22 protein-coding genes are annotated in these 19,056 nt (G+C 61.4%); 10 read left to right on the top strand and 12 right to left on the bottom strand.

All coding sequences use genetic code 11. The features are described 5' to 3' along the window. The first annotated feature begins 8 nt into the window (after positions 1 to 8). The 5 genes from AQUI_RS0120940 to AQUI_RS0120960 all read left to right on the top strand — a co-directional run bounded on the left by AQUI_RS0120940 (position 9) and on the right by AQUI_RS0120960 (position 3,238). The gene (locus AQUI_RS0120940; RefSeq protein ID WP_027259256.1) at positions 9 to 764 is read left to right on the top strand and encodes an ABC transporter ATP-binding protein; all 756 of its coding nucleotides are present in this window, start codon (positions 9 to 11) and stop codon (positions 762 to 764) included. Between the two features lie 12 nt (positions 765 to 776). Beyond that, the gene (locus tag AQUI_RS0120945; RefSeq protein WP_027259257.1) at positions 777 to 1,532 is read left to right on the top strand and encodes an ABC transporter ATP-binding protein; all 756 of its coding nucleotides are present in this window, start codon (positions 777 to 779) and stop codon (positions 1,530 to 1,532) included. A 285-nt stretch (positions 1,533 to 1,817) separates the two neighbouring features. Continuing rightward, positions 1,818 to 2,081, top strand: coding sequence for a PepSY domain-containing protein (locus AQUI_RS0120950; protein ID WP_027259258.1), 264 nt, complete (start codon positions 1,818 to 1,820; stop codon positions 2,079 to 2,081). Between the two features lie 63 nt (positions 2,082 to 2,144). Next, on the top strand, positions 2,145 to 2,681 hold the full coding sequence (locus AQUI_RS0120955) for a cytochrome b/b6 domain-containing protein (protein ID WP_027259259.1): 537 nt from the start codon (positions 2,145 to 2,147) through the stop codon (positions 2,679 to 2,681). A gap of 2 nt (positions 2,682 to 2,683) precedes the next feature. Continuing rightward, on the top strand, positions 2,684 to 3,238 hold the full coding sequence (locus AQUI_RS0120960; protein WP_027259260.1) for a helix-turn-helix transcriptional regulator: 555 nt from the start codon (positions 2,684 to 2,686) through the stop codon (positions 3,236 to 3,238). An 8-nt stretch (positions 3,239 to 3,246) separates the two neighbouring features. Here the strand turns inward: AQUI_RS0120960 and AQUI_RS0120965 are convergent, their stop codons facing one another. Then, positions 3,247 to 4,743, bottom strand: coding sequence for a class I adenylate-forming enzyme family protein (locus AQUI_RS0120965; RefSeq protein ID WP_027259261.1), 1,497 nt, complete (start codon positions 4,741 to 4,743; stop codon positions 3,247 to 3,249). 94 nt (positions 4,744 to 4,837) lie between these two features. Here AQUI_RS0120965 and AQUI_RS0120970 point away from each other — a divergent pair, with 94 nt between their 5' ends. The 4 genes from AQUI_RS0120970 (at position 4,838) to aat (ending at position 8,085) form a co-directional block, all read left to right on the top strand. Beyond that, the gene (locus AQUI_RS0120970; RefSeq protein WP_027259262.1) at positions 4,838 to 5,374 is read left to right on the top strand and encodes a PAS and helix-turn-helix domain-containing protein; all 537 of its coding nucleotides are present in this window, start codon (positions 4,838 to 4,840) and stop codon (positions 5,372 to 5,374) included. A 156-nt stretch (positions 5,375 to 5,530) separates the two neighbouring features. Then, positions 5,531 to 6,019 (top strand): acetyl-CoA carboxylase biotin carboxyl carrier protein, encoded by a 489-nt coding sequence (accB, locus tag AQUI_RS0120975; RefSeq protein WP_027259263.1) that lies wholly within the window; start codon positions 5,531 to 5,533, stop codon positions 6,017 to 6,019. A 9-nt stretch (positions 6,020 to 6,028) separates the two neighbouring features. Beyond that, entirely contained in the window at positions 6,029 to 7,378 is a 1,350-nt protein-coding gene (gene accC, locus AQUI_RS0120980; RefSeq protein ID WP_027259264.1) for an acetyl-CoA carboxylase biotin carboxylase subunit, read from the top strand. 74 nt (positions 7,379 to 7,452) lie between these two features. After that, complete coding sequence (gene aat / locus AQUI_RS0120985) at positions 7,453 to 8,085, top strand: leucyl/phenylalanyl-tRNA--protein transferase (RefSeq protein WP_027259265.1); 633 nt, start codon at positions 7,453 to 7,455, stop codon at positions 8,083 to 8,085. Here aat and AQUI_RS0120990 read toward each other — a convergent pair. The 7 genes from AQUI_RS0120990 to AQUI_RS0121025 all read right to left on the bottom strand — a co-directional run bounded on the left by AQUI_RS0120990 (position 8,049) and on the right by AQUI_RS0121025 (position 12,588). Further along, the gene (locus AQUI_RS0120990; RefSeq protein WP_027259266.1) at positions 8,049 to 8,411 is read right to left on the bottom strand and encodes a DUF2155 domain-containing protein; all 363 of its coding nucleotides are present in this window, start codon (positions 8,409 to 8,411) and stop codon (positions 8,049 to 8,051) included. The two genes, aat and AQUI_RS0120990, sit on opposite strands and share 37 nt — an antisense overlap. Then, complete coding sequence (gene mlaD, locus AQUI_RS0120995; protein ID WP_027259267.1) at positions 8,411 to 8,866, bottom strand: outer membrane lipid asymmetry maintenance protein MlaD; 456 nt, start codon at positions 8,864 to 8,866, stop codon at positions 8,411 to 8,413. The genes AQUI_RS0120990 and mlaD overlap by 1 nt, the downstream gene beginning before the upstream one ends. A gap of 24 nt (positions 8,867 to 8,890) precedes the next feature. After that, entirely contained in the window at positions 8,891 to 9,277 is a 387-nt protein-coding gene (locus tag AQUI_RS0121000; protein WP_027259268.1) for an NADH:ubiquinone oxidoreductase subunit NDUFA12, read from the bottom strand. 208 nt (positions 9,278 to 9,485) lie between these two features. Next, on the bottom strand, positions 9,486 to 9,995 hold the full coding sequence (locus AQUI_RS0121005) for a hypothetical protein (RefSeq protein ID WP_156916891.1): 510 nt from the start codon (positions 9,993 to 9,995) through the stop codon (positions 9,486 to 9,488). Positions 9,996 to 10,039: 44 nt separating this feature from the next. Next, a complete protein-coding gene (locus tag AQUI_RS0121010; RefSeq protein WP_027259270.1) occupies positions 10,040 to 10,402 on the bottom strand; it encodes a RidA family protein in 363 nt (120 codons plus the stop codon). 135 nt (positions 10,403 to 10,537) lie between these two features. Beyond that, positions 10,538 to 11,806, bottom strand: a complete 1,269-nt coding sequence (gene clpX, locus AQUI_RS0121020) for an ATP-dependent Clp protease ATP-binding subunit ClpX (protein ID WP_024089763.1) — start codon at positions 11,804 to 11,806, stop codon at positions 10,538 to 10,540. A 149-nt stretch (positions 11,807 to 11,955) separates the two neighbouring features. Then, positions 11,956 to 12,588: an ATP-dependent Clp protease proteolytic subunit gene (locus tag AQUI_RS0121025; RefSeq protein WP_027259271.1), complete on the bottom strand. Its 633-nt coding sequence runs from the start codon at positions 12,586 to 12,588 to the stop codon at positions 11,956 to 11,958. Positions 12,589 to 12,839: 251 nt separating this feature from the next. Here AQUI_RS0121025 and AQUI_RS0121030 point away from each other — a divergent pair, with 251 nt between their 5' ends. Beyond that, a complete protein-coding gene (locus tag AQUI_RS0121030; RefSeq protein WP_024089761.1) occupies positions 12,840 to 13,847 on the top strand; it encodes a GlxA family transcriptional regulator in 1,008 nt (335 codons plus the stop codon). Positions 13,848 to 13,968: 121 nt separating this feature from the next. On the opposite strand, the gene AQUI_RS0121035 is transcribed toward AQUI_RS0121030, so the two are convergent. From AQUI_RS0121035 to soxA, 4 genes are all read right to left on the bottom strand, one after another. Continuing rightward, complete coding sequence (locus tag AQUI_RS0121035) at positions 13,969 to 15,000, bottom strand: c-type cytochrome (protein WP_027259272.1); 1,032 nt, start codon at positions 14,998 to 15,000, stop codon at positions 13,969 to 13,971. Further along, positions 14,984 to 16,255, bottom strand: coding sequence for a sulfite dehydrogenase (soxC, locus tag AQUI_RS0121040; RefSeq protein WP_027259273.1), 1,272 nt, complete (start codon positions 16,253 to 16,255; stop codon positions 14,984 to 14,986). The genes AQUI_RS0121035 and soxC overlap by 17 nt, the downstream gene beginning before the upstream one ends. A gap of 91 nt (positions 16,256 to 16,346) precedes the next feature. Next, complete coding sequence (gene soxB, locus AQUI_RS0121045; RefSeq protein ID WP_027259274.1) at positions 16,347 to 18,044, bottom strand: thiosulfohydrolase SoxB; 1,698 nt, start codon at positions 18,042 to 18,044, stop codon at positions 16,347 to 16,349. Positions 18,045 to 18,143: 99 nt separating this feature from the next. Further along, entirely contained in the window at positions 18,144 to 18,995 is an 852-nt protein-coding gene (soxA, locus tag AQUI_RS0121050) for a sulfur oxidation c-type cytochrome SoxA (RefSeq protein WP_027259275.1), read from the bottom strand. Positions 18,996 to 19,056 lie beyond the last annotated feature (61 nt).

Below are 19,056 nucleotides of genomic sequence, written 5' to 3' on the forward strand. Positions count from 1 at the left end.
ACAGAACAATGGGTATCCTTGAAGTCAAAAATGTGGGGAAACGGTTCGGCGGCTTGCAGGCACTGTCCGAGGTGAACCTCAGCGTTAAGGAAAACTCGGTCCATGCGATTATCGGACCGAACGGTGCAGGCAAGTCCACCCTGCTCAACTGCCTGGTGGGCAAGCTGATCCCCGACACCGGATCGGTCATGTTCGACGGCAAGTCTGTGCTGGGCCGCGCCCCTTACGAGATCAACCAGATGGGCATTTCCCGCGTGTTTCAGACGCCCGAGATCTTCGGCGATCTGACGGTGCTGGAAAACATGATGATCCCCTGTTTTGCCAAAAGGGACGGCGCGTTTGAACTGAACGCCCTGTCCGCGGTGCTGAAGCAGAAAGACATCCTGCAAAAGGCCGAACATATGCTGGAAGAGATGAACATGGCGGACAAGCGGCACATGCACGCCGCCGCCATGTCCCGCGGCGACAAGCGGCGCTTGGAGATCGGCATGTGCCTGAGCCAAGAACCCCGGCTGCTGCTGCTGGACGAACCTACAGCGGGCATGGCGCGGGCTGACACCAACAACACCATCGACCTGCTGAAACAGATCTCGGACGAGCGCGACATCACCATCGCCATCATCGAACACGACATGCATGTGGTGTTCAGCCTCGCCAACAGGATCACTGTATTGGCGCAGGGTACCCCGCTGGTCGAAGACGACCCGCAGAACATCCGCGGCAACCCCAAGGTGCGCGAAGCGTATCTGGGCGAAAGCGCGTAAGGAGGAACCAAGATGAACGTCAAACCCGATTTCTCCAAAAACGCCAATGCGGCCACCACCGCCCCGGCCTTTCTGTCGGTCTGGGATGTCCACGCCTACTACGGCGAGAGCTATATTGTCCAAGGCATCAGCTTCAACGTCCACGAGGGCGAGATCCTGGCCCTGCTGGGCCGCAACGGCGCAGGCAAGACCTCAACCCTGCGTTCCATCGCCCGCACCGGCTCGCCGCTGGTGACCCGCGGCGAAATCTGGCTGGATCATAAACCTCTGCACAAGATGGCCTCGCATGAGGCTGCGACGGAAGGCCTGGGCCTCGTGCCCGAAGACCGCCGCATCATCCCCGGCCTGACAGTCGAGGAAAACCTGCAGCTGGCACAGATCGCGCCGCCCGTCGGCTGGTCGCTGGAACGGCTCTATGATCTGTTCCCGCGCCTCGGCGAACGTCGCAAACAGGAGGGTGTGACCCTGTCGGGCGGCGAGCAGCAGATGCTGGCAATTGCCCGGGCGCTGGCCCGCGACATCAAAGTTCTGTTGCTGGATGAACCCTATGAGGGCCTCGCCCCGGTGATCGTCGACGAGATCGAAAAGACCCTCATCCACATCAAGGAACAGGGCATGACAACCATCATTGTCGAGCAGAATGCGGTGCGCGCCCTGGAACTGGCGGACCGTGCAGTGATCCTCGATACCGGCGGCATCGTCTTTGACGGCACTGCCGCCGAGGTGCTGGAAAACGAGGAACTGCGCGCCGAATACCTGGCCATCTAAGGACACCCCAAGAATTTATCTCCGTCGTGCCGGCCACCCGCGTGCCGGCACTGGCTGACTGAGGCCGGCTCTTTCCCAGGGCTGGCCTCTTTTTTTTTGCTGGCTGGCTCAGGAGCGGCGCGCAGGAAACCCCTGAATTCCGGTCATAAACCCCGGTTGTATGCCAGCGTTCTCTGCCTGCATCCAACCCAGCGCCTATTCTGTTTTGCTGCCGCGGCCCCGAAATCGCTGCTGCAGCCCGCACCTTCCGGTGCAGGGCCAACAAACCGCAGAAAGGACATGATCATGCGTAACCCCGTGAAACTCCTGGCCCTCGCCCTCACCCTGCCCGCCGCGGCGGCCCTGGCCTCCGGCACGGCCGTCAGCTCTGAGACCGAGGCCAAGCTGCAGGAGCTGCTGACCGGCCAGGGTTATGAGGTCACAGAAATCGAAGCCGAAAACGGGATGTTCGAAGCCGAGGCCACCAAGGACGGCAAGGAATACGAGTTTACCCTGAACGACCGGCTTGAGATCGTGAAGATCGACGAAGACAGCGAAGACGACGATTGATCCCAACCTGCTTGAAACGGCTCCGGGCCCGCTTTGGCGGTGTCCGGGGCGGAAGGATGCAACATGCACAATTCATATGTCTGGGATCCCCTGGTGCGGCTGTTTCACTGGCTGCTGGCGGCGGGCTTTGCCGCCAATGCGCTGTTCACCGATCCTGACGGAACTCTTCACCATTACATTGGCTACTTTATCACCGTCTTGATCGGCGTGCGTGTGCTCTGGGGGCTGGCGGGCAGCCGCTATGCGCGCTTTTCCAGCTTTCCGCCCGACCTGAAGGCTGCAACCCGCCAGCTTGCAGACATCGCCGCCAGGCGCCGAAACAGCCACAAGGGCCATTCCCCCTTAGGCGCGCTGATGATCTACAACCTGCTGCTGACATTGCTGGGCATTGTTCTTACCGGATGGCTGCTGACTCTGCCGCCGTTTCACAGCGCCGGCTGGCCGGAGGAGCTGCATGAAACACTCGTCTATTGGGCGGAAGCCTCGGCCCTGCTGCATGTGGGTGCAGTGCTGTTCGAGGCCCGCCGCACCAAAGTCAGACTGGCCCGCGCCATGATCACCGGTTACAAGAACTTGCCTGACAGTTCAGCGGAGACCTGACGATGAGCCAGAACCTGCACGGCCCGGCGCAGCCTTGGATCCTGATAGCCGTGATCGCCGTGCAAGCCCTTTGCGCGGCGATTTTCCTGGGCGACATGTTTGCAGATCTTGCCGGAATGGACACCGGGGATACCGGGCCGGCTGAAGGCCCCCATGCCTATATCGAAGGGCTCGCAGCGATTGCCCTGCTGGCTGCCATCGTGATCGAGACCCGCATCTTGATGTGGCTGCTGCGGCGCAAGGCGCAGCTGGAGGAGAGCCTGAGCGCAGCCCAGGCCGCGGTTCAAGACATCATCAGCGCGGAATTTGCCAACTGGCGCCTGACTCCGGCGGAACTGGATGTGGCGACCTTTCTAGTCAAGGGGCTGTCCACTGCTGAGATCGCCGCCATGCGCGGCAGCGCCGAGGGCACCGTCAAGGCACAGCTTAACGCGATTTACCGCAAGTCGGGCACCAGCAATCGGGCCGAGCTGATGAGCCTGCTGATCGATACGCTGATGGGACAGCGGCAGCCTGCAGGAAGTGCGGAAACTGACGCCAGCCCCCGCACCGTCTGACCCCGGTTTCAAACCATCTTGCGCAGTTCGGTTTTCAGCACTTTGCCATAGTTGTTCTTGGGCAGGGTTTCGATGCGGATATAGGCCTTGGGGCGTTTGAACCGCGCAATCCGGCTGTTGCACAGATCGTCCAGTTCAGCCTCGCGCGCATCGCCGACGACAAAGGCCACCACTTCCTCGCCCCAGTCCGCATGGGACCGGCCCACGACCGAGACCTCGCGCACTTGCGGATGCAACAGCAGCACCTCCTCCACCTCGCGCGGATAAACGTTGGAGCCGCCAGTGATAATCATGTCCTTGGACCGGTCCTGCAGCGTCAGGTAGCCGTCCGCGTCCAGAACCCCCATGTCACCGGTCATCAGCCAGCCATCTACCAGTGTCTTGGCGGTGGCCTCCGGATTGTTCCAGTAACCGGGCATCACCGCATCGCCGCGCACCATGATTTCGCCGTGGCTGCCAACGGGCAGAAACTCCCCCGCCGGCGTGCCGATCCGCACCTCCACCGCGCTTTGCGCTCTGCCAACGCTGGCCAGCCGCTCGCGCCAGCGCGGATGGTTGCGGTCCTGCACATCGTGGCGCGGCAGCGCGGTGATCGCCATCGGGCATTCGCCCTGACCATAGACCTGCACGAACTTGGGGCCGAAATGCTCTTCCGCCTCAACGATGTCCGCAGCATACATCGGACCGCCCGCATAAACCACTGTGCGCAGCCCCTCACCGCTGCGGCCCAGCCGCTTCGCTTGCGAAGTCATCCTTGTAACCATGGTAGGTGCGGCAAACATATGCACGCGCCCGAAATGGGCTGCCAGGTCGAAAATCTCCGCTTCGTCAAAGCCGCCCGAGACCGGGCAGACATGCCGCGCACCAGCCAGCACATGCTGGATTGCATAAATGCCCGCGCCGTGGCTCATCGGCGCCGCATAAAGCGCGTGATCCTCAGCACTGACCTGGTCCACATCGGCGAAATAGGCGATTGCCATGGTCATCAGCATCCGGTGGGTGATCATCACCCCCTTAGGCCTTCCGGTGGTGCCGGAAGTGTAAAACAGCCAGGCCAAATCCCCAGGCGCACGGAAGGCAGGCCCGGACACCGGCACGGCCTGCATGGCTTCAGCGTACTCCGCTCCGGCGATGTCCACACAGCGCACTTCCGCCGCGGTCCCGTCAACAGCCTCAGTCCGCCCGGGCGAAGTGAACACCAGATTGGCGCCGGAGTTCTGCAGAATGAACTCTGCTTCCTTACCGTGCAGCTTGGCATTGATCGGCACCGCCGCCGCCCCCGCATACCAAATGCCGTAAAGCGTGATCAGGTAATCCGGGCAGTTCTTCATGAAGATGCCGACCCGGTCCCCCGGCTGCACGCCCTGCATCTGCAGCCAGCCCGCCACAGATGCCGCGCGGGCGTGAAAGCCTGAATAGTCCGCAACCGGTTCCTGCCCCAGAAACAACGCAGGGCGGCCTGCGTCCGCCGCCGCCATGCGCTGCAACCACACTGCAATGTTCATTCGCCTCTCCCCTCCGGCTTGCCGCTCTCAGCATGCAACACGGCACGTAAACTGCCCCTTCAATTCCGCAGAAAGGCCGGGATACAAACACCATATGAGCGATCTTGCCTTTGACCATGCCCCTGTGGGCCTTGCCGTGCTGGAACGCCGCGTCATCACGCGGTGCAACCTGCAGTTTGCCGCCACCTTCGGCGGTGCAGCCGCAGAATACACCGGCCGTCCAATTGCCGAGCTTTACCCCAGTCAGGAGGATTTCAACCGCATCGGCGCCCTGCTGCAGCAGCCGGAGGCCAAAAGCGGCAGCTACAGCGACGAGCGCATCATGCGCCGTCGCGCCGGGGAATTGTTCTGGTGCCGGGTGCGCGGCCGTTCAGTGACGCCCGAGACGCCGTTTCAGACCGGCATCTGGTCCTTTGCCGATATCTCCGAGGACCGCCCGGTGGTCTCGCTTACCCCGCGCGAGCGTGAAGTGGCGATCCTCACCTGCAAAGGGCTGTCGGCCAAGGAAATCGGCCAGCAACTCGATCTGTCCTACCGCACAGTGGAAAGCCACCGCGCGCATCTGCTGCGGAAATTCGGCGCCCGCAAGCTGCCGGAACTGGTGGCGAAACTCACCGGCATGCCGTTGTGAGACAAAAAACAGTCCGGCAATTGCAAATCCGGCAATCTGCCTCCATGTTACAGCCCGGATCGACGGCGCTTTCCTTGCGGTAATCCTTGCCCTATAAGCGCCCTAATTTCCGGCCCGCCTGCCCTGGCGGGCCTGTCGGAATTGGCTGAGGACAATATGACAAACAAATCTCACGAAGCTGACGTGGCATTCATCAAGGCGCTGGCGGAACTGCTGCGCGAAAACGACCTGACCGAGCTGCAGGTCAAACGCGATTATGGCGACGACGACAGCCTGAATGTGCGTGTCTCCCGCCAGACCGCCATGGCTGCTCCGGTGCAGGTTGCCGTGCCTGCCGCAGCAGCTGCTCCGATTGCAGCAGCTGCCGCCGCTGCAGCCCCCGCCGCCGCCAGCGACGATCCGGCCAGCCACCCAGGCGCCGTGCCCTCGCCGATGGTCGGCACCGTCTATCTGCAGGCCGAGCCCGGCTCGCCCGCCTTTATCTCCGTGGGCCAGCAGGTCAGCGAAGGCGACACCCTGCTGATCGTCGAAGCGATGAAGACCATGAACCACATTCCGGCGCCGAAATCGGGCACCGTGAAGCGCATTCTGGTTGAAGACGGCGCCGCCGTTGAATTCGGAACCCCCCTGGCCATCATCGAGTAAGGATCTGCAATGTTTGACAAGATCCTGATTGCCAACCGCGGCGAGATTGCCCTGCGCGTCATCCGTGCCTGCCGGGAAATGGGCATCAAATCGGTTGCGGTGCATTCCACTGCGGACGCCGATGCGATGCACGTGCGCATGGCCGATGAATCGGTCTGCATCGGTCCGCCGTCCGGCACCCAAAGCTACCTGTCGATCCCGGCCATCATCTCGGCCGCCGAGATCACCGGCGCCCAGGCGATTCATCCGGGCTATGGCTTCCTGTCGGAAAACGCCAACTTTGTGCAGATTATCGAAGACCACGGGCTGACCTTCATCGGTCCCTCGGCAGCGCATATCCGCATCATGGGCGACAAGATCACCGCCAAGGAAACCGCCCAGAACCTTGGCATCCCGGTAGTGCCGGGATCTGAGGGCGGCGTGCCTGACATTGCCGCGGCCAAGAAAGCCGCAGCAGACATGGGTTATCCGGTGATCATCAAGGCCACCGCCGGCGGCGGCGGCCGCGGCATGAAAGTGGCCCTGAACGAACAAGAGCTGACGACCGCCTTCTCCACCGCCCGTTCAGAAGCCAAGGCTGCCTTTGGCAATGACGAAGTCTACATGGAGAAATACCTCCAGAAGCCGCGTCACATCGAAGTGCAGGTCTTTGGCGACGGCAAGGAGACCGGCATCCATCTGGCGGAACGCGACTGCTCGCTGCAGCGCCGCCACCAGAAGGTGTTCGAGGAGGCCCCCGGCCCCTGCATCACCCCGGAAGAGCGCGCCCACATCGGCAAGATCTGCGCCGACGCCATTGGCAAAATGGGCTATTCCGGCGCCGGTACCGTTGAATTCCTCTATGAGGACGGCGAGTTCTACTTCATCGAGATGAACACCCGCCTGCAGGTGGAGCACCCGGTGACCGAGGCGATCTTTGGCGTCGACTTGGTGCGCGAACAGATCCGGGTGGCCGAAGGCCTGCCGATGTCGTTCACCCAGGACGATCTGGAGATCAACGGCCACGCCATCGAGGTCCGGATCAACGCCGAGAAACTGCCGAACTTTGCCCCCTGCCCCGGCAAGATCACCCAGTACCACGCCCCCGGCGGGTTGGGTGTGCGGATGGATTCAGCACTTTATGACGGCTACTCGATCCCGCCATACTACGACTCGCTGATCGGAAAGCTGATCGTGCATGGCCGCGACCGGACCGAGGCGCTGGCCCGGCTGAACCGCGCCCTGGGCGAGCTGATCATCGACGGCATCGACACCACGGTGCCGCTGTTCCATGCGCTGCTGCAGGAACAGGACATCCACACCGGGGACTACGGCATCCACTGGCTGGAACGCTGGCTGGAAGAAAACCAGCCCGGATAAATTCAGCGGGGCGCGCCACAGGCTGCGCCCCGTTTTACATTTACCCGCATTTTCCCGTTATACTGGCCAACACCATGAGCTTGACTGCGGATCTGTTACTGCACGCCTATTCTGCCGGTGTTTTCCCGATGGCCGAACACCGCGACGACCCCGAAGTGTTCTGGGTCGACCCCAAGCGGCGTGGCATCCTGCCGCTGAACGGATTCCGCATCTCACGCTCACTGGCCAAACGGATCCGCAACGGCGGCTTTGAAATCACCGTGAACCGGGATTTCGGCGGCGTGGTGGACGGCTGCGCCGATCGGGCGGAAACCTGGATCAACGGCGAAATCCGCGACCGCTATCTGGATCTGCACCTGATGGGCAACGCGCATTCGCTTGAGGTTTGGCAGGACGGTGTTCTGGCCGGTGGCACCTATGGTGTCTCGCTGGGCGGCGCCTTTTTCGGCGAGAGTATGTTCTCTCGCCGCCGGGATGCCTCCAAAGTGGCGCTGGCCTATCTGACGGACAGGCTGCGGCAGGCCGGCTACAGGCTGTGCGACACCCAGTTTCTGACCGCGCATCTTGCGTCTCTTGGCGGGATTGAAGTCACCCGCGCGCGCTACCGGGCTTTACTGCACGAGGCCCTGAAGACGGATGCGGATTTTGCCCGGCCGGCTGTGCCCGGGCCTCAGCTGCTGCTGCAGCGCATGACCCAGACATCATAACGGTTGTGGTCCAGCGCGTTGAGTGCCGGACTGGAGGCCACCATCCAGCCCTGGAAATGCGTTGCGCCATCATCGGGGTCCCGCACGGTCAGATAGGCAAAGGCATCCCCGGTCGGGTTCTCCGACGGATAGCGGCAGTCCGACACGGTCACCAGCAGGCCGAACATTTCCGAACTGCCACCGATGGCCACTTCCGCATCCATGGTATGGCCGTTGACCTTGTCCAGCGCTCTCAGCACCGCAGCACTGCCCTGCGCCGCCGGCTGCTCCTGGCCCCAGGCCGGCATGGCCAGCGCACAAGCCACCGCCGCCGCCGCAAAGCGCATCAAGAATCGCCCTCGCCGCCGCCGGCGACAAATTTGACCAGCAGCGAAATCAGGCTGACCGCGCCCTGGGTATCCTCAATCTCATCGCCCGCTTCAAAAGCAAAGGGCGAGCCGCCGGGCATGATCTCAACAAAGTTACCGCCCAGCAGCCCTTCGGAAGAGATCACCACCGCGCTGTCATCCGGGATTTCGATGCCTTCATTGACAGAGAACATGGTATCTGCGCGGAAGGTTTCGGGGTTCAGGCCGACGCCGGTCACGGTTCCGATCTTGACTCCGGCCAGCCGAACGTCGGTTCCAACACTGACCCCTTCCAGAGACCGGAAAGAGGCGTTCAAGTCGTAAGTCGAGCCGCCGCGCGACAGGCCGGCCGCCTGACCGGCATAGACAGCAAAAGCAACTGCAGCAGCCAGCACGACGCCGCCGGCGAAAACTTCGGTAGGATTGTGGGACATGAAATCAGCCTTCTGGCAGATGTTTTATTCGGGCACCCAGGCCTCATAATCGCGGCGTTCCTTGGGTTCGCCGCCTGCGCGGATCGACCCGGCCGGCGCATAGGCCATCATGGTGCCGGTCAGGTTTTCCTGATGCGGCTTTTCCCAGGCCTTGTGCTTCAAGGGCTTCTCGCTGGGCAGCTCGTCAAAGGTGCGGTGCAGCCAGCCGTGCCAGTCGGGGCTGACGCGCGAGGCTTCGACCTCGCCATTGAACATCACCCAGCGTTTGCTGTCATCGGCATTGCGGTAGAACACATTGCCCTGATCATCCTCGCCCACCTTGATGCCCTTGCGGGCGGTGAAGATCCTGGTGTTCAGGGTAGACCCGTTCCACCAGGTCACAGCGCGCAGTAGAGTGTTCAGGATTCCCATGGGTGCCTCCGGATTTTTCCAGCTCTGATATGGCCCAAATTCCCGCCGGGGTCCAGTGGCTTGGAGCCACCGGCGCTCTCCCCGGCGGGAAATGGCAGTTTTGCCGCATTCCAGTTACGGACTGGTTACCACCTTGTTCACGAATTGCTATTCGACCGGAAAGGTACGGACAGATCTCTCTCTAAGAAATACGCAAATTCCCAGAAACTCAGTCCACAACGACCCTCGCGGCGAGACGTTCCGGCGCGGAGTACACATAATCGTAGGTAGGACTATACCCCTTATGAAGCACCCAAGAACCAGGGTTTTCAAGCGCCTCAGCAAGCTGCGCGACGGTTTCCGATGACATTCCGCAAAGTTCGCCCAGTTTGTCGTCAGTCGCAGCCCAATGAAAACCCCCAGGCGCTGCCGTCCAATCCTCCCGCACTGTTCCGTCTGGGATCCAGTCCCTGTCGCCTTTGGCCGCAATAAAGGGGGTTGGCTGCGCGTCTTCAGGCAGCCGGACAATTTCGAATTCACACACACCTAGAGGACCAGACCGTTCGATAACCCAGCTATTTGGAATCTGCCCATCAAAGTCCAGCCTGTGCGGAAGGGCTGCCAAAACACTTTGCCCAATGGTGATTGCCGCTAAAAACAGCAAACTGGCAATGCTGCTGATGGGTATGGCGAACACCAGAACCGAGACTAGGATCGGAGTAATAAGCAGGAGCGCCAATGCCCTCCTGCCTGCCTGGCGCATCAGGGTGAAGGTGCCCCGCTTCACCCCTGTGGTGCCAGCGCCGTCAGCTCGATCTCGATCCGGAATTTCGGATCAATCAGATTGCACTCGATCATCGTAGCCGCCGGCGGGTTGGCGCCAAAGGTTTCGGCCAGGACCGGCAGGCAAGGCTCAAACTCCGCCGCATCCGGCAGATAGTAGTTCACGCGCACCGCATCCGCAAAACCGGCCCCCGCCTGCTCCAGCGCCCAGCGGATGGTTTCCAGCGCCGACTTGCACTGCGCCACCACATCATCGCCCTGGCCGACAGTGCCAGCCACATGCACAAACCCTCCTGCGACAACAGCGCGGCAATAACCCGCCTTGGCTTCAAACTCCCCGCCCGAGGAAATCCGCCTGATCATCTTCCAGTTCCTTCTTCTTGCCAAAAATATCCCGGGGGAGCAGCGGCCTGCCGCTGCGGGGGCAGCGCCCCCGGCCGGCCCCGCCCCCAAAAAAAACGGCGCGGAAAACCGCGCCGCTCTGAAACAATGTCCCGGTCAGCCTGCCGACGCAGGCTCCTTCTCCGCATCCGCGTGGATCATCAGCGGCTGCGCGTCCGAGGTCACCGCCTCCTCATTGACAACCACCTTAGTCACACTGTCCATGCCCGGCAGGTCGAACATGGTATCCAGCAGGATATCCTCCATGATCGAGCGCAGCCCGCGCGCACCGGTCTTGCGTTCGATTGCCTTGCGGGCAATCGCGCTCAGCGCCTCTTCGGTAAAGTCCAGCTCGGTGTCTTCCAGCTCGAACAGGCGCTGATACTGCTTGACCAGGGCGTTCTTGGGCTGGGTCAGGATGATGACCAGCGCGTCCTCGTCCAGATCCTCCAGCGTTGCCAGCACCGGCAGACGGCCGACAAATTCCGGGATCAGGCCGAATTTCAGCAGATCTTCCGGTTCCAGCTCCTGGAACACTTCGCCGACGCCGCGGTCATCATTGTCGCGCACATCGGCGCCAAAGCCCATGGCCGAGCCCTTGCCGCGGGCCGAAATGATCTTGTCCAGCCCGGCAAACGCACCGCCGCAGATGAACAGGATATTGGTGGTGTCCACCTGCAGGAATTCCTGCTGCGGATGCTTGCGCCCGCCCTGCGGCGGCACCGAGGCGACGGTGCCCTCCATCAGCTTCAAAAGCGCCTGCTGCACGCCCTCGCCCGACACGTCGCGGGTGATCGAGGGGTTTTCCGACTTGCGGGTGATCTTGTCGACCTCGTCGATATAGACGATGCCGCGCTGCGCGCGTTCGACGTTGTATTCGGACGACTGCAGCAGCTTCAGGATGATGTTCTCGACATCTTCACCCACATAACCGGCCTCGGTCAGGGTGGTGGCATCCGCCATCGTGAACGGCACATCCAGGATCCGCGCCAGTGTCTGTGCCAGCAGCGTCTTGCCGCAGCCAGTGGGACCGATCAGCAGGATATTCGATTTCGCCAGTTCAATGTCCGACCCGGCCTTTTGAGCGTGGTTCAGACGTTTATAGTGATTGTGCACCGCAACCGACAGCACCCGCTTGGCGGTGGCCTGACCGATCACGTAATCATCCAGAACCTGGCAGATATCCTTGGGTGTCGGCACCCCGTCGGTGGCCTTCAGCCCGGAAGCCTTGGTTTCTTCACGGATGATATCCATGCACAGTTCAACGCATTCATCGCAAATGAATACGGTGGGGCCTGCGATCAGCTTGCGCACTTCATGCTGGCTCTTGCCGCAGAAGCTGCAGTAAAGAGTGTTTTTGCTGTCGCCGCCTGAATTCGTCGCCATGGTCTACCTTTCAGTCCGCCCGGTCCGCTGCTCCCGCACTGCGGGGCTTCTCAACTTTCTGCCAGCTTAAGCGAGTGCTTAGGCCGCCACAATGTGAAAGTGCGCCCCAAGACAAACACGGGGCACACGGCTGTTCACAACGCCAGGCGTTACGCCTGCTCTTCGTCGCCCTTGGCGCGGTTTTCAACGATTTCGTCGATCAGGCCGAACTCTTTGGCGTCTTCCGGAGACATGAAATTGTCCCGTTCCAGCGCGTCGACGATCTTGTCGTATTCCTGACCGGTGTGCTTGACGTAGATCTCGTTCAGGCGCTTCTTCAGCTTCAGGGTTTCCTCGGCGTGGATCATGATGTCCGTCGCCTGGCCCTGAAAGCCGCCAGAGGGCTGGTGCACCATCACGCGGGAATTGGGCAGGCTGAACCGCATGCCTTTTTCGCCGGCAGTCAGCAGCAGCGACCCCATCGAGGCCGCCTGGCCGATCACCAGGGTCGAAACCTTGGGCTTGATGTACTGCATGGTGTCATAAATCGACAGGCCCGAGGTCACCACACCGCCAGGGCTGTTGATGTACATCGAGATTTCCTTGGACGGGTTTTCCGCCTCAAGATGCAGCAGCTGCGCCACGATCAGCGAGCTCATACCGTCATGCACCGGACCATTCAAAAAGATGATCCGCTCCTTCAGCAGGCGGGAAAAAATGTCATAGGCCCGCTCGCCCCGGCTGGTCTGCTCCACCACCATCGGGACCAGGGTATTCATGTATGTTTCTCTGGGATCAATCATTTCGACCTGCCTGCGTTGTTTATGTCCGGCACCATACCCGACAGTGTGTTACCTGAGTCTTAGTATCGCCACTTTTGAGCTGCAAGGGGCGGCAGCCATTTTCCCTTGCCGCAAAGCTGCACCAGGTGTCGCAATCTGCTGGAACGCTGTCGCTATTCTCGGGCTGCGGCGCCCGTCAGCGCCTTAGGAAACAAACTCAAGTCCGAATTCCACCCGGGGCCAAATCCCGGGTGCCGTGCTGGGGTTCCGCCATGGCCGATGACAGTTTCGTTCAGAAAGGCGCTGCCGCCAATCTCGCCGTTCCCTTCGAAGGCGAGCCGCAGGATTTTTACTTCCTGCTGCTGCCCAAGGCGACGATGCTGCCGGTGGCCGCCGCCATCGAACCGTTGCGCATTGCCAATCAGGTGACCGGCACCCGGCTGTACCGCTGGTACATCATGACCGAAGACGGCCAGCCACTGCATTGCTCCAACGGCATGGTGATCACCCCGGACACGCCGTTGCAGCCGCTGCCTTCGGATTCGCTGGGCTTTGTCTGCGCCGGTGTCGAACCCCACAACGCGGCCAGCGAAGTGACCCTGAACTGGCTGCGCCGCGAAAGCCGATTTGGCCGCTCCATCGGCGGCATTTGCACCGGGGCCTTTGCCCTGGCCCAGTCCGGACTGATCAAAAACCACAAGTTCACCCTGCACTGGGAAAACCAGCCGGGATTCTTGGAAAGCTACCCGAACCTGGAGCCGTCGCCCAATATCTTTGAAATCTCCGGCCCGCTGATGACCTGCGGCGGCGGCAATGCGGCAACCGACATGATGCTGCACCTGATCGAGGAGCGCCACGGCAAGCAGCTGGCGATCATCGTCGCCGACATGTGCCTGCATGTGCGCTCAGGCGGCCAGGCCGCGCCGCAGAAATCGAACTATGCGGTGGCCATCGGCAGCCGCAACCAGCGCCTGCTGAACGCGCTGCAGCTGATGCAGGAATCGATCGAGGAGCCGCTGTCGATTGGCGAACTTTGCGACCGGCTCGACATTTCCCGCCGCCAGCTGGAGCGGCTGTTCTCGCGCTACCTGAACCAAAGCCCGATGCACGTCTATTTCGACATGCGCCTCAGTCACGCCTTTGCGCTGATGAACGAAACCTCTATGAGCGTCACCGAGATCGCGTTGGCATCGGGCTTCAACTCAGCCACCCATTTCTCGCGCCAGTTCAAACGCAAGTTCGGCGCCAGTCCGCATTTCTTCCGCAAAGGATGGAGCTGACTGCTGCAATTCGACCCGGCGGAAATCGTCTAAGGGAAAGGCGGCGCACCGGCGCGCTGAAGAAACCGAATGAAAGAGGGGCGCCGCGAGGCGCCCCTTCTGTTTTCCGGCAAGCCGCCGGCTACTGCGAATAGGACTGCAGATAGGCGATCACAGCCTCGATATCGCCGTCCTTCTTCAGCCCGGCAAAGGACATCTTGGTCCCCTTCATGTATTTCTTCGGCTTGGCCAGAAAGGCCGCCAGCTCAACCTCGTCCCAAACCAGCCCGTCCTCAGCTGCGGTTTTCATCGCCTTGGAATAGCGGAACCCTTCTGCATGACCGGCGGGGGCGCCGACGATACCGTTCAAAATGGGTCCGGTCTTGGATTTGGCACTGTCCCCGACCTGATGACAGGCCTTGCATTTCTTGAAAGCCCTCTCGCCTTTGGCCACCAGTTCCGGATCCGGAGCCTCAGCGGTTTCAACGGGCTCCGCCGCCGCCTCCTGAACCGGTTCGGCTTCGGCAGACGCTTCGGCGCTTTCCTCCTCCGGCGTCACATCCAGCACCAGGGCACGCATGGTGATCTCAACGCTCGCCTTGCAATTCCCCATGCAAGGTTCCGGGTTCCAGAAATGCTTCTCCGCCTCCAGCCGGTCATCCAGGATGAAACCATCGGCATTCGGCAGTTCGACCGCCTTGAAGGTCTCATCCGACAGCACGAACTCATCATCCACCAGATCGTTGGAATAGAGGATATAGGCCACGATGGCATAAACCTCATCCGGGGTCAGCGACTGCGCATCGCCAAACGGCATCGAGCGGTTCACATAGTCCCAGGTGGTTGACAGATACGGCCAGTAGCTGCCCACGGTCTTCAGCGGATCGTCATGGTCCAGCGTGCCCTGCCCGCCTGCCAGCTTGGGCCAGTTGCCGACGCCCTCGGCAAAATCGCCATGGCAGACGGCGCATTTTTCGGCAAAGGCCTCCTCTCCGGTGAAGACATCGCCCGAGCCTGGGGGCAGGCCAGTGCCGTCGGGGGCCACGTCCAGATCCCACGCTGCGATTTCCTCCGGCAGCGCCGGGCGGCCCAGGCCGAATTTTTCCGCATAGGCCGGTGCCGCAATGGCCGTTGCAATTGCAGCTGCCGCAATAAAATCAGGAAACCTCGACATTTTCCGCCTCCCCGTTTGCCTTGACCCACCAGGTCTGGATGGCGTTGTTGTGATAGATCGAATTCAGCCCCCGCACCGCGCGCAGCTGCGCCTTGGTTGGCTGCACATAGCCAGAGGAATCCCTGGCCCGGCTCTGCAACAGCATCTCCGAGCCGTCCCAATTGACATCCAGGTAAAACCGGCTCAGCGCTCTGTCCGTGCCGGGCGCGGCCAACCGCGCCTCCTGCCAATTCTTGCCGCCATCAACCGACACATCCACCCCGGTGATGGCTCCACGCCCCGACCAGGCCAGCCCGGTGATCACCAGCGGCCCCTTGCCATGCTTGATCGGTGATTGCGGGCTGGGACTGGTGACGACAGATTTCGCATCCATCTCCCAGGTCCATTTACGGCTGACGCCATTCTCCAGCGTATCAGTGTATTTTGAGGTTTCCTCGCGGCTCTCGATCGCTTGATCCGTCACCTCAATCCGGCGCAGCCATTTGATCCACATGTTGCCTTCCCAGCCCGGCACCACCAGCCGCACGGGATAGCCATGTTCCTTGCGCAGCGCCTCGCCATTGGCCTTGAAGGCAACCAGCACGTCGTCCATCGCCTTTTCCAGCGGGATGGAACGCCCGTTCGAGGACGCATCCGCCCCTTCCACATAGACCCACGTGCCCTTGGGGCTCACGCCTGCTTCCTCAAGCAGCGTCCGCAACGAAACGCCGGAATACTCCATATTGTGGATCATGCCATGTGTGAACTGCGCCCCGTTCAGCTGCGCGCCGGCCCATTCCATGCCCGAATTCGCTGCACACTCGCAGAAATAGACGCGGTTCTCGCGCGGAAAACGCTCCAGATCCGCATACGTGAACACCAGCGGCGTATCGACCAGCCCGTTGATCATCAGCCGGTAGTCTTCCTTGCGCAGCTCGATGGCGCCCGAGTGGTGCCGCTCAAACGCGCAGCCCTGCGGCGTGATGGTGCCATCCAGCGCATGGATCGGCGTAAAGTTGATCGAGCTGATGGTATCCGCCGTCAGCCACTCTACATTGCGGCGCACCACATCGCTCTCGTACTGGATCGGCAAGCCATAAGGCGTGGCATCCACCCCCTCACCCAATCCGCTCGCCCAGTCCTGAACTTCGGTAATCAGCGGATCCGGTGTTGCGGCCTTGGCAGCACCTGCCGCTACCGCCCCGGCCCCGGCAGCCGCCGCCCCGGTCAGGAACTGGCGGCGCGAGGGCGTCAAGCCTTTAGCGTCATCACTCATTCTTCTTTGCCTCCTTACATAGATAAATTCACGTTCGTGAATTCAACTGTGCAAATTTTTTTGTCTTAACCCCGCCGGGAGCGGGCGCTGTTTAAGCGCCTGCTACCTGCACGGAGGTATTCGGATTCAATGTCACGGTGCCGAGCTTGCGGATATGATCCTCGACCACATCCCAGATCATCGGCCCTTCGGTGCCCTCGTTCACGCTGGCCCAACCGGCCACCACATAGGATTTCGCCGGATCAATTGCCTCGCCACTCTTCAGCAGGGTCATCTCGCTGATCCGCTCGCCTTGCGGCTTGGTGATGTCGATACGGTAGCCCATGCCGCCGACCCGCACCATGTCGCCGCCCTGCTGGTAATAGGGGTCGGGGTTGAAGATGTTGTCGGCCACATCCTCCAGGATCACCTTGATGAACTCACCGGTCATCTCACTCCGGTACGCCTGCCCATAGGACATCGAGGTCACGTTCCAGATATCCTCGCGGGTGATGTCGTCGCCCGGCACAAGCGACGGCCCCCAGCGCACGCCCGGCGACATGGCGATATCCGCCTCCCGCTCGCTCAGCAGTGCATCGCAGATCAGATCATCCCAGGTGCCGTTGAAGTTGCCGCGCCGGTACAGCAGCGTATCGGTCTGACCGATCACCTCCTCCAGCTGCGTCTTGTAGGGCGCGCGTTCGGCCTCGATCAGCTGCGCCACGACCGGATCCGGCGCGATCACATCCGAGAACACCGGGATCAGCTTGTGCCGTAAGCCCATCAGCTGGCCATCGCGCACATCCAGATCAACGCGCGAGACAAACTTGCCGTTGGACCCGGACGCAATGATATGGGTCTTGCCCACCAGCACCGGCTCGGGCAGCGCATCATGGGTGTGGCCCGACAGGATCACGTCGATGCCCTGCACCTTGCCCGCCATCTTCTTGTCCACGTCAAAGCCGTTGTGGCTGAGAACCACCACCAGATCAGCGCCCGCGGCGCGGACCTCATCCACCATGGCCTGCATGTTCTCGTCGCGGATGCCGAACGAATACTCCGGGAACATCCAGCCCGGATTGGCAATCGGCATATAGGGGAAGGCCTGGCCGATCACCGCAACCTTGGCACCGCCGCGTTCAAAGAACTTGTAGGGTTTGAACAGCTCGGCCGGCTCGTCCCATTCAGCGTCAAAGATGTTCTGGCCAAGTGCGGCAAACGGCAGGCCCTCGACAATCTCATTCACCCGCTCCGACCCCAGCGTGAACTCCCAATGGAACGTCATCGCATCCGGTTTCAGCGCGTTCATCACGTTAACCATGTCCTGGCCCGCCGTGTGATGGCATGTGTAGGAGCCATGCCAGGTGTCGCCGCCGTCAAACAGCAGCGCATCGGGGCGGTCGGCGCGGATCGCGTTGATGATCGTCGCCATCCGGTCCAGCCCGCCAACACGGCCGTATCCTTTGGCCAGCGACGCAAAATCATCATAAGTCAGCGCATAGGCCGTAGGGCTGCCATCGGCGATGCCATAGGCCTTGCGGAAATCGGCACCGGTGATATGCGGCACATGGCCCTTGTTCGTGCCCACACCCAGATTGACCGAGGGTTCGCGGAAATGAATCGGATTCAATTGCCCATGAATATCGGTCACATGGATCAGGCTGATGTTGCCAAAACTGTCGAACTGCAACAGCTGGTCCTGCGTCAGTGACTGCTGCGCAGCCAGCCGCGCCCAGTTGGCAAAGCCTGACGCCCCCACCATGGCTGATGCCGCCATGGAAACCTGCAGAAAATCGCGGCGCGAGATCATGAGTACCAGTATCCTGTGTGCTCACGCGATATATTCACGTGAATGAATGTTTCAAAAGAGAGACGCCCCGCACCTGACAGCAGGCGCGGGGCGCAAAGATCAGTTGCGGACAGAGGGCGCTTCGACCGACAGCCCGTTACCGCGCGATGCGACATACAGCTCCAGCGCCACAAAATCTGCCGAGCCGGGCTTGTAGGTTTCGGCGCGGGTGTCGCGGATGCAGCCCTTAAAGCGCGCATGCGCCGTGTTCAGCTTGGTGTTCTTCAACCGGTACACCGGGAAACCGTTGATCTGCCCCTGGCTCAGATGGTCGGCGCGGATCATGTTCCCATAGTTGTCTTCATGGCAGTTCGCGCAGGACAACTCCAGCTGACCAGTGCGGGTGTAATACATCTCCTTGCCCTGCTCCCAGGTGGACTGGGCCGGGCCGTCGGTGGCTACGTTGACCGGCATGCCGCGGGACTGGACGGAAATCAGCGCTTCCATCGCGGCCATCTTGCCGCCGGAGTACTTCCACTTCTCGGCGCCCATCTGGTTTTCGCGGCAGTCGTTGATCTGCATGTTCAGAGTGCGGACCTCGCCGGCGGCCTCGTTCCACTTCGGGTATACAGCCCGCACGCCGACCATGCTGTCCTCCGCATCATCGTGGCAGGAGGCACAGGACTTGCCTTCGGATCCCTCGACAGTGTTCCAAGTGTCGATCGCCTGATCGACAAAGATCATCGCCGGGTTCTCAAAGTCGTCCATCTGCAGGGCCTGGGTTTCATCCTTGCGGAAGTGCCAGCCTGACATCACCTCATCGATCACATCCGCGATATGCGCAGGTGCCGCGGTCTTGGTGACCATCTCGATCTCTTCGTTGACCACCAGCGTGTCATCGTCGGGGCCTGCGCTCGCGGCCATCGGCAGCGCCAGCACGGCGGCAATTGCTGTGATTGCCTTCTTGTTCATTCCCTGTCCTCCCTTGGGTGCCTGCCCTGCCCGGATCAAACCGGACAGGACGCGTGCCTGA

The sequence above is a fragment of the Leisingera aquimarina DSM 24565 genome (genome assembly GCF_000473165.1).
In the GTDB taxonomy this organism is placed as follows: Bacteria; Pseudomonadota; Alphaproteobacteria; order Rhodobacterales; family Rhodobacteraceae; genus Leisingera; species Leisingera aquimarina.

Bases quoted from the DNA above. Each gene is read 5' to 3' on its own strand.
- soxB (WP_027259274.1), bottom strand. From the start codon at position 18,044: ATGATCTCGCGCCGCGATTTTCTGCAGGTTTCCATGGCGGCATCAGCC.
- AQUI_RS0121000 (WP_027259268.1), bottom strand. From the start codon at position 9,277: ATGGGAATCCTGAACACTCTACTGCGCGCTGTGACCTGGTGGAACGGG.
- AQUI_RS0121035 (WP_027259272.1), bottom strand. From the start codon at position 15,000: ATGTCGAGGTTTCCTGATTTTATTGCGGCAGCTGCAATTGCAACGGCC.
- AQUI_RS0121025 (WP_027259271.1), bottom strand. From the start codon at position 12,588: ATGATTGATCCCAGAGAAACATACATGAATACCCTGGTCCCGATGGTG.
- AQUI_RS0120940 (WP_027259256.1), top strand. From the start codon at position 9: ATGGGTATCCTTGAAGTCAAAAATGTGGGGAAACGGTTCGGCGGCTTG.
- mlaD (WP_027259267.1), bottom strand. From the start codon at position 8,866: ATGTCCCACAATCCTACCGAAGTTTTCGCCGGCGGCGTCGTGCTGGCT.
- AQUI_RS0121030 (WP_024089761.1), top strand. From the start codon at position 12,840: ATGGCCGATGACAGTTTCGTTCAGAAAGGCGCTGCCGCCAATCTCGCC.
- soxC (WP_027259273.1), bottom strand. From the start codon at position 16,255: ATGAGTGATGACGCTAAAGGCTTGACGCCCTCGCGCCGCCAGTTCCTG.
- AQUI_RS0120990 (WP_027259266.1), bottom strand. From the start codon at position 8,411: ATGCGCTTTGCGGCGGCGGCGGTGGCTTGTGCGCTGGCCATGCCGGCC.
- AQUI_RS0121010 (WP_027259270.1), bottom strand. From the start codon at position 10,402: ATGATCAGGCGGATTTCCTCGGGCGGGGAGTTTGAAGCCAAGGCGGGT.
- AQUI_RS0120955 (WP_027259259.1), top strand. From the start codon at position 2,145: ATGCACAATTCATATGTCTGGGATCCCCTGGTGCGGCTGTTTCACTGG.
- accB (WP_027259263.1), top strand. From the start codon at position 5,531: ATGACAAACAAATCTCACGAAGCTGACGTGGCATTCATCAAGGCGCTG.
- AQUI_RS0120945 (WP_027259257.1), top strand. From the start codon at position 777: ATGAACGTCAAACCCGATTTCTCCAAAAACGCCAATGCGGCCACCACC.
- clpX (WP_024089763.1), bottom strand. From the start codon at position 11,806: ATGGCGACGAATTCAGGCGGCGACAGCAAAAACACTCTTTACTGCAGC.
- AQUI_RS0120960 (WP_027259260.1), top strand. From the start codon at position 2,684: ATGAGCCAGAACCTGCACGGCCCGGCGCAGCCTTGGATCCTGATAGCC.
- AQUI_RS0120970 (WP_027259262.1), top strand. From the start codon at position 4,838: ATGAGCGATCTTGCCTTTGACCATGCCCCTGTGGGCCTTGCCGTGCTG.
- AQUI_RS0120950 (WP_027259258.1), top strand. From the start codon at position 1,818: ATGCGTAACCCCGTGAAACTCCTGGCCCTCGCCCTCACCCTGCCCGCC.
- accC (WP_027259264.1), top strand. From the start codon at position 6,029: ATGTTTGACAAGATCCTGATTGCCAACCGCGGCGAGATTGCCCTGCGC.
- AQUI_RS0120965 (WP_027259261.1), bottom strand. From the start codon at position 4,743: ATGAACATTGCAGTGTGGTTGCAGCGCATGGCGGCGGCGGACGCAGGC.
- aat (WP_027259265.1), top strand. From the start codon at position 7,453: ATGAGCTTGACTGCGGATCTGTTACTGCACGCCTATTCTGCCGGTGTT.
- soxA (WP_027259275.1), bottom strand. From the start codon at position 18,995: ATGAACAAGAAGGCAATCACAGCAATTGCCGCCGTGCTGGCGCTGCCG.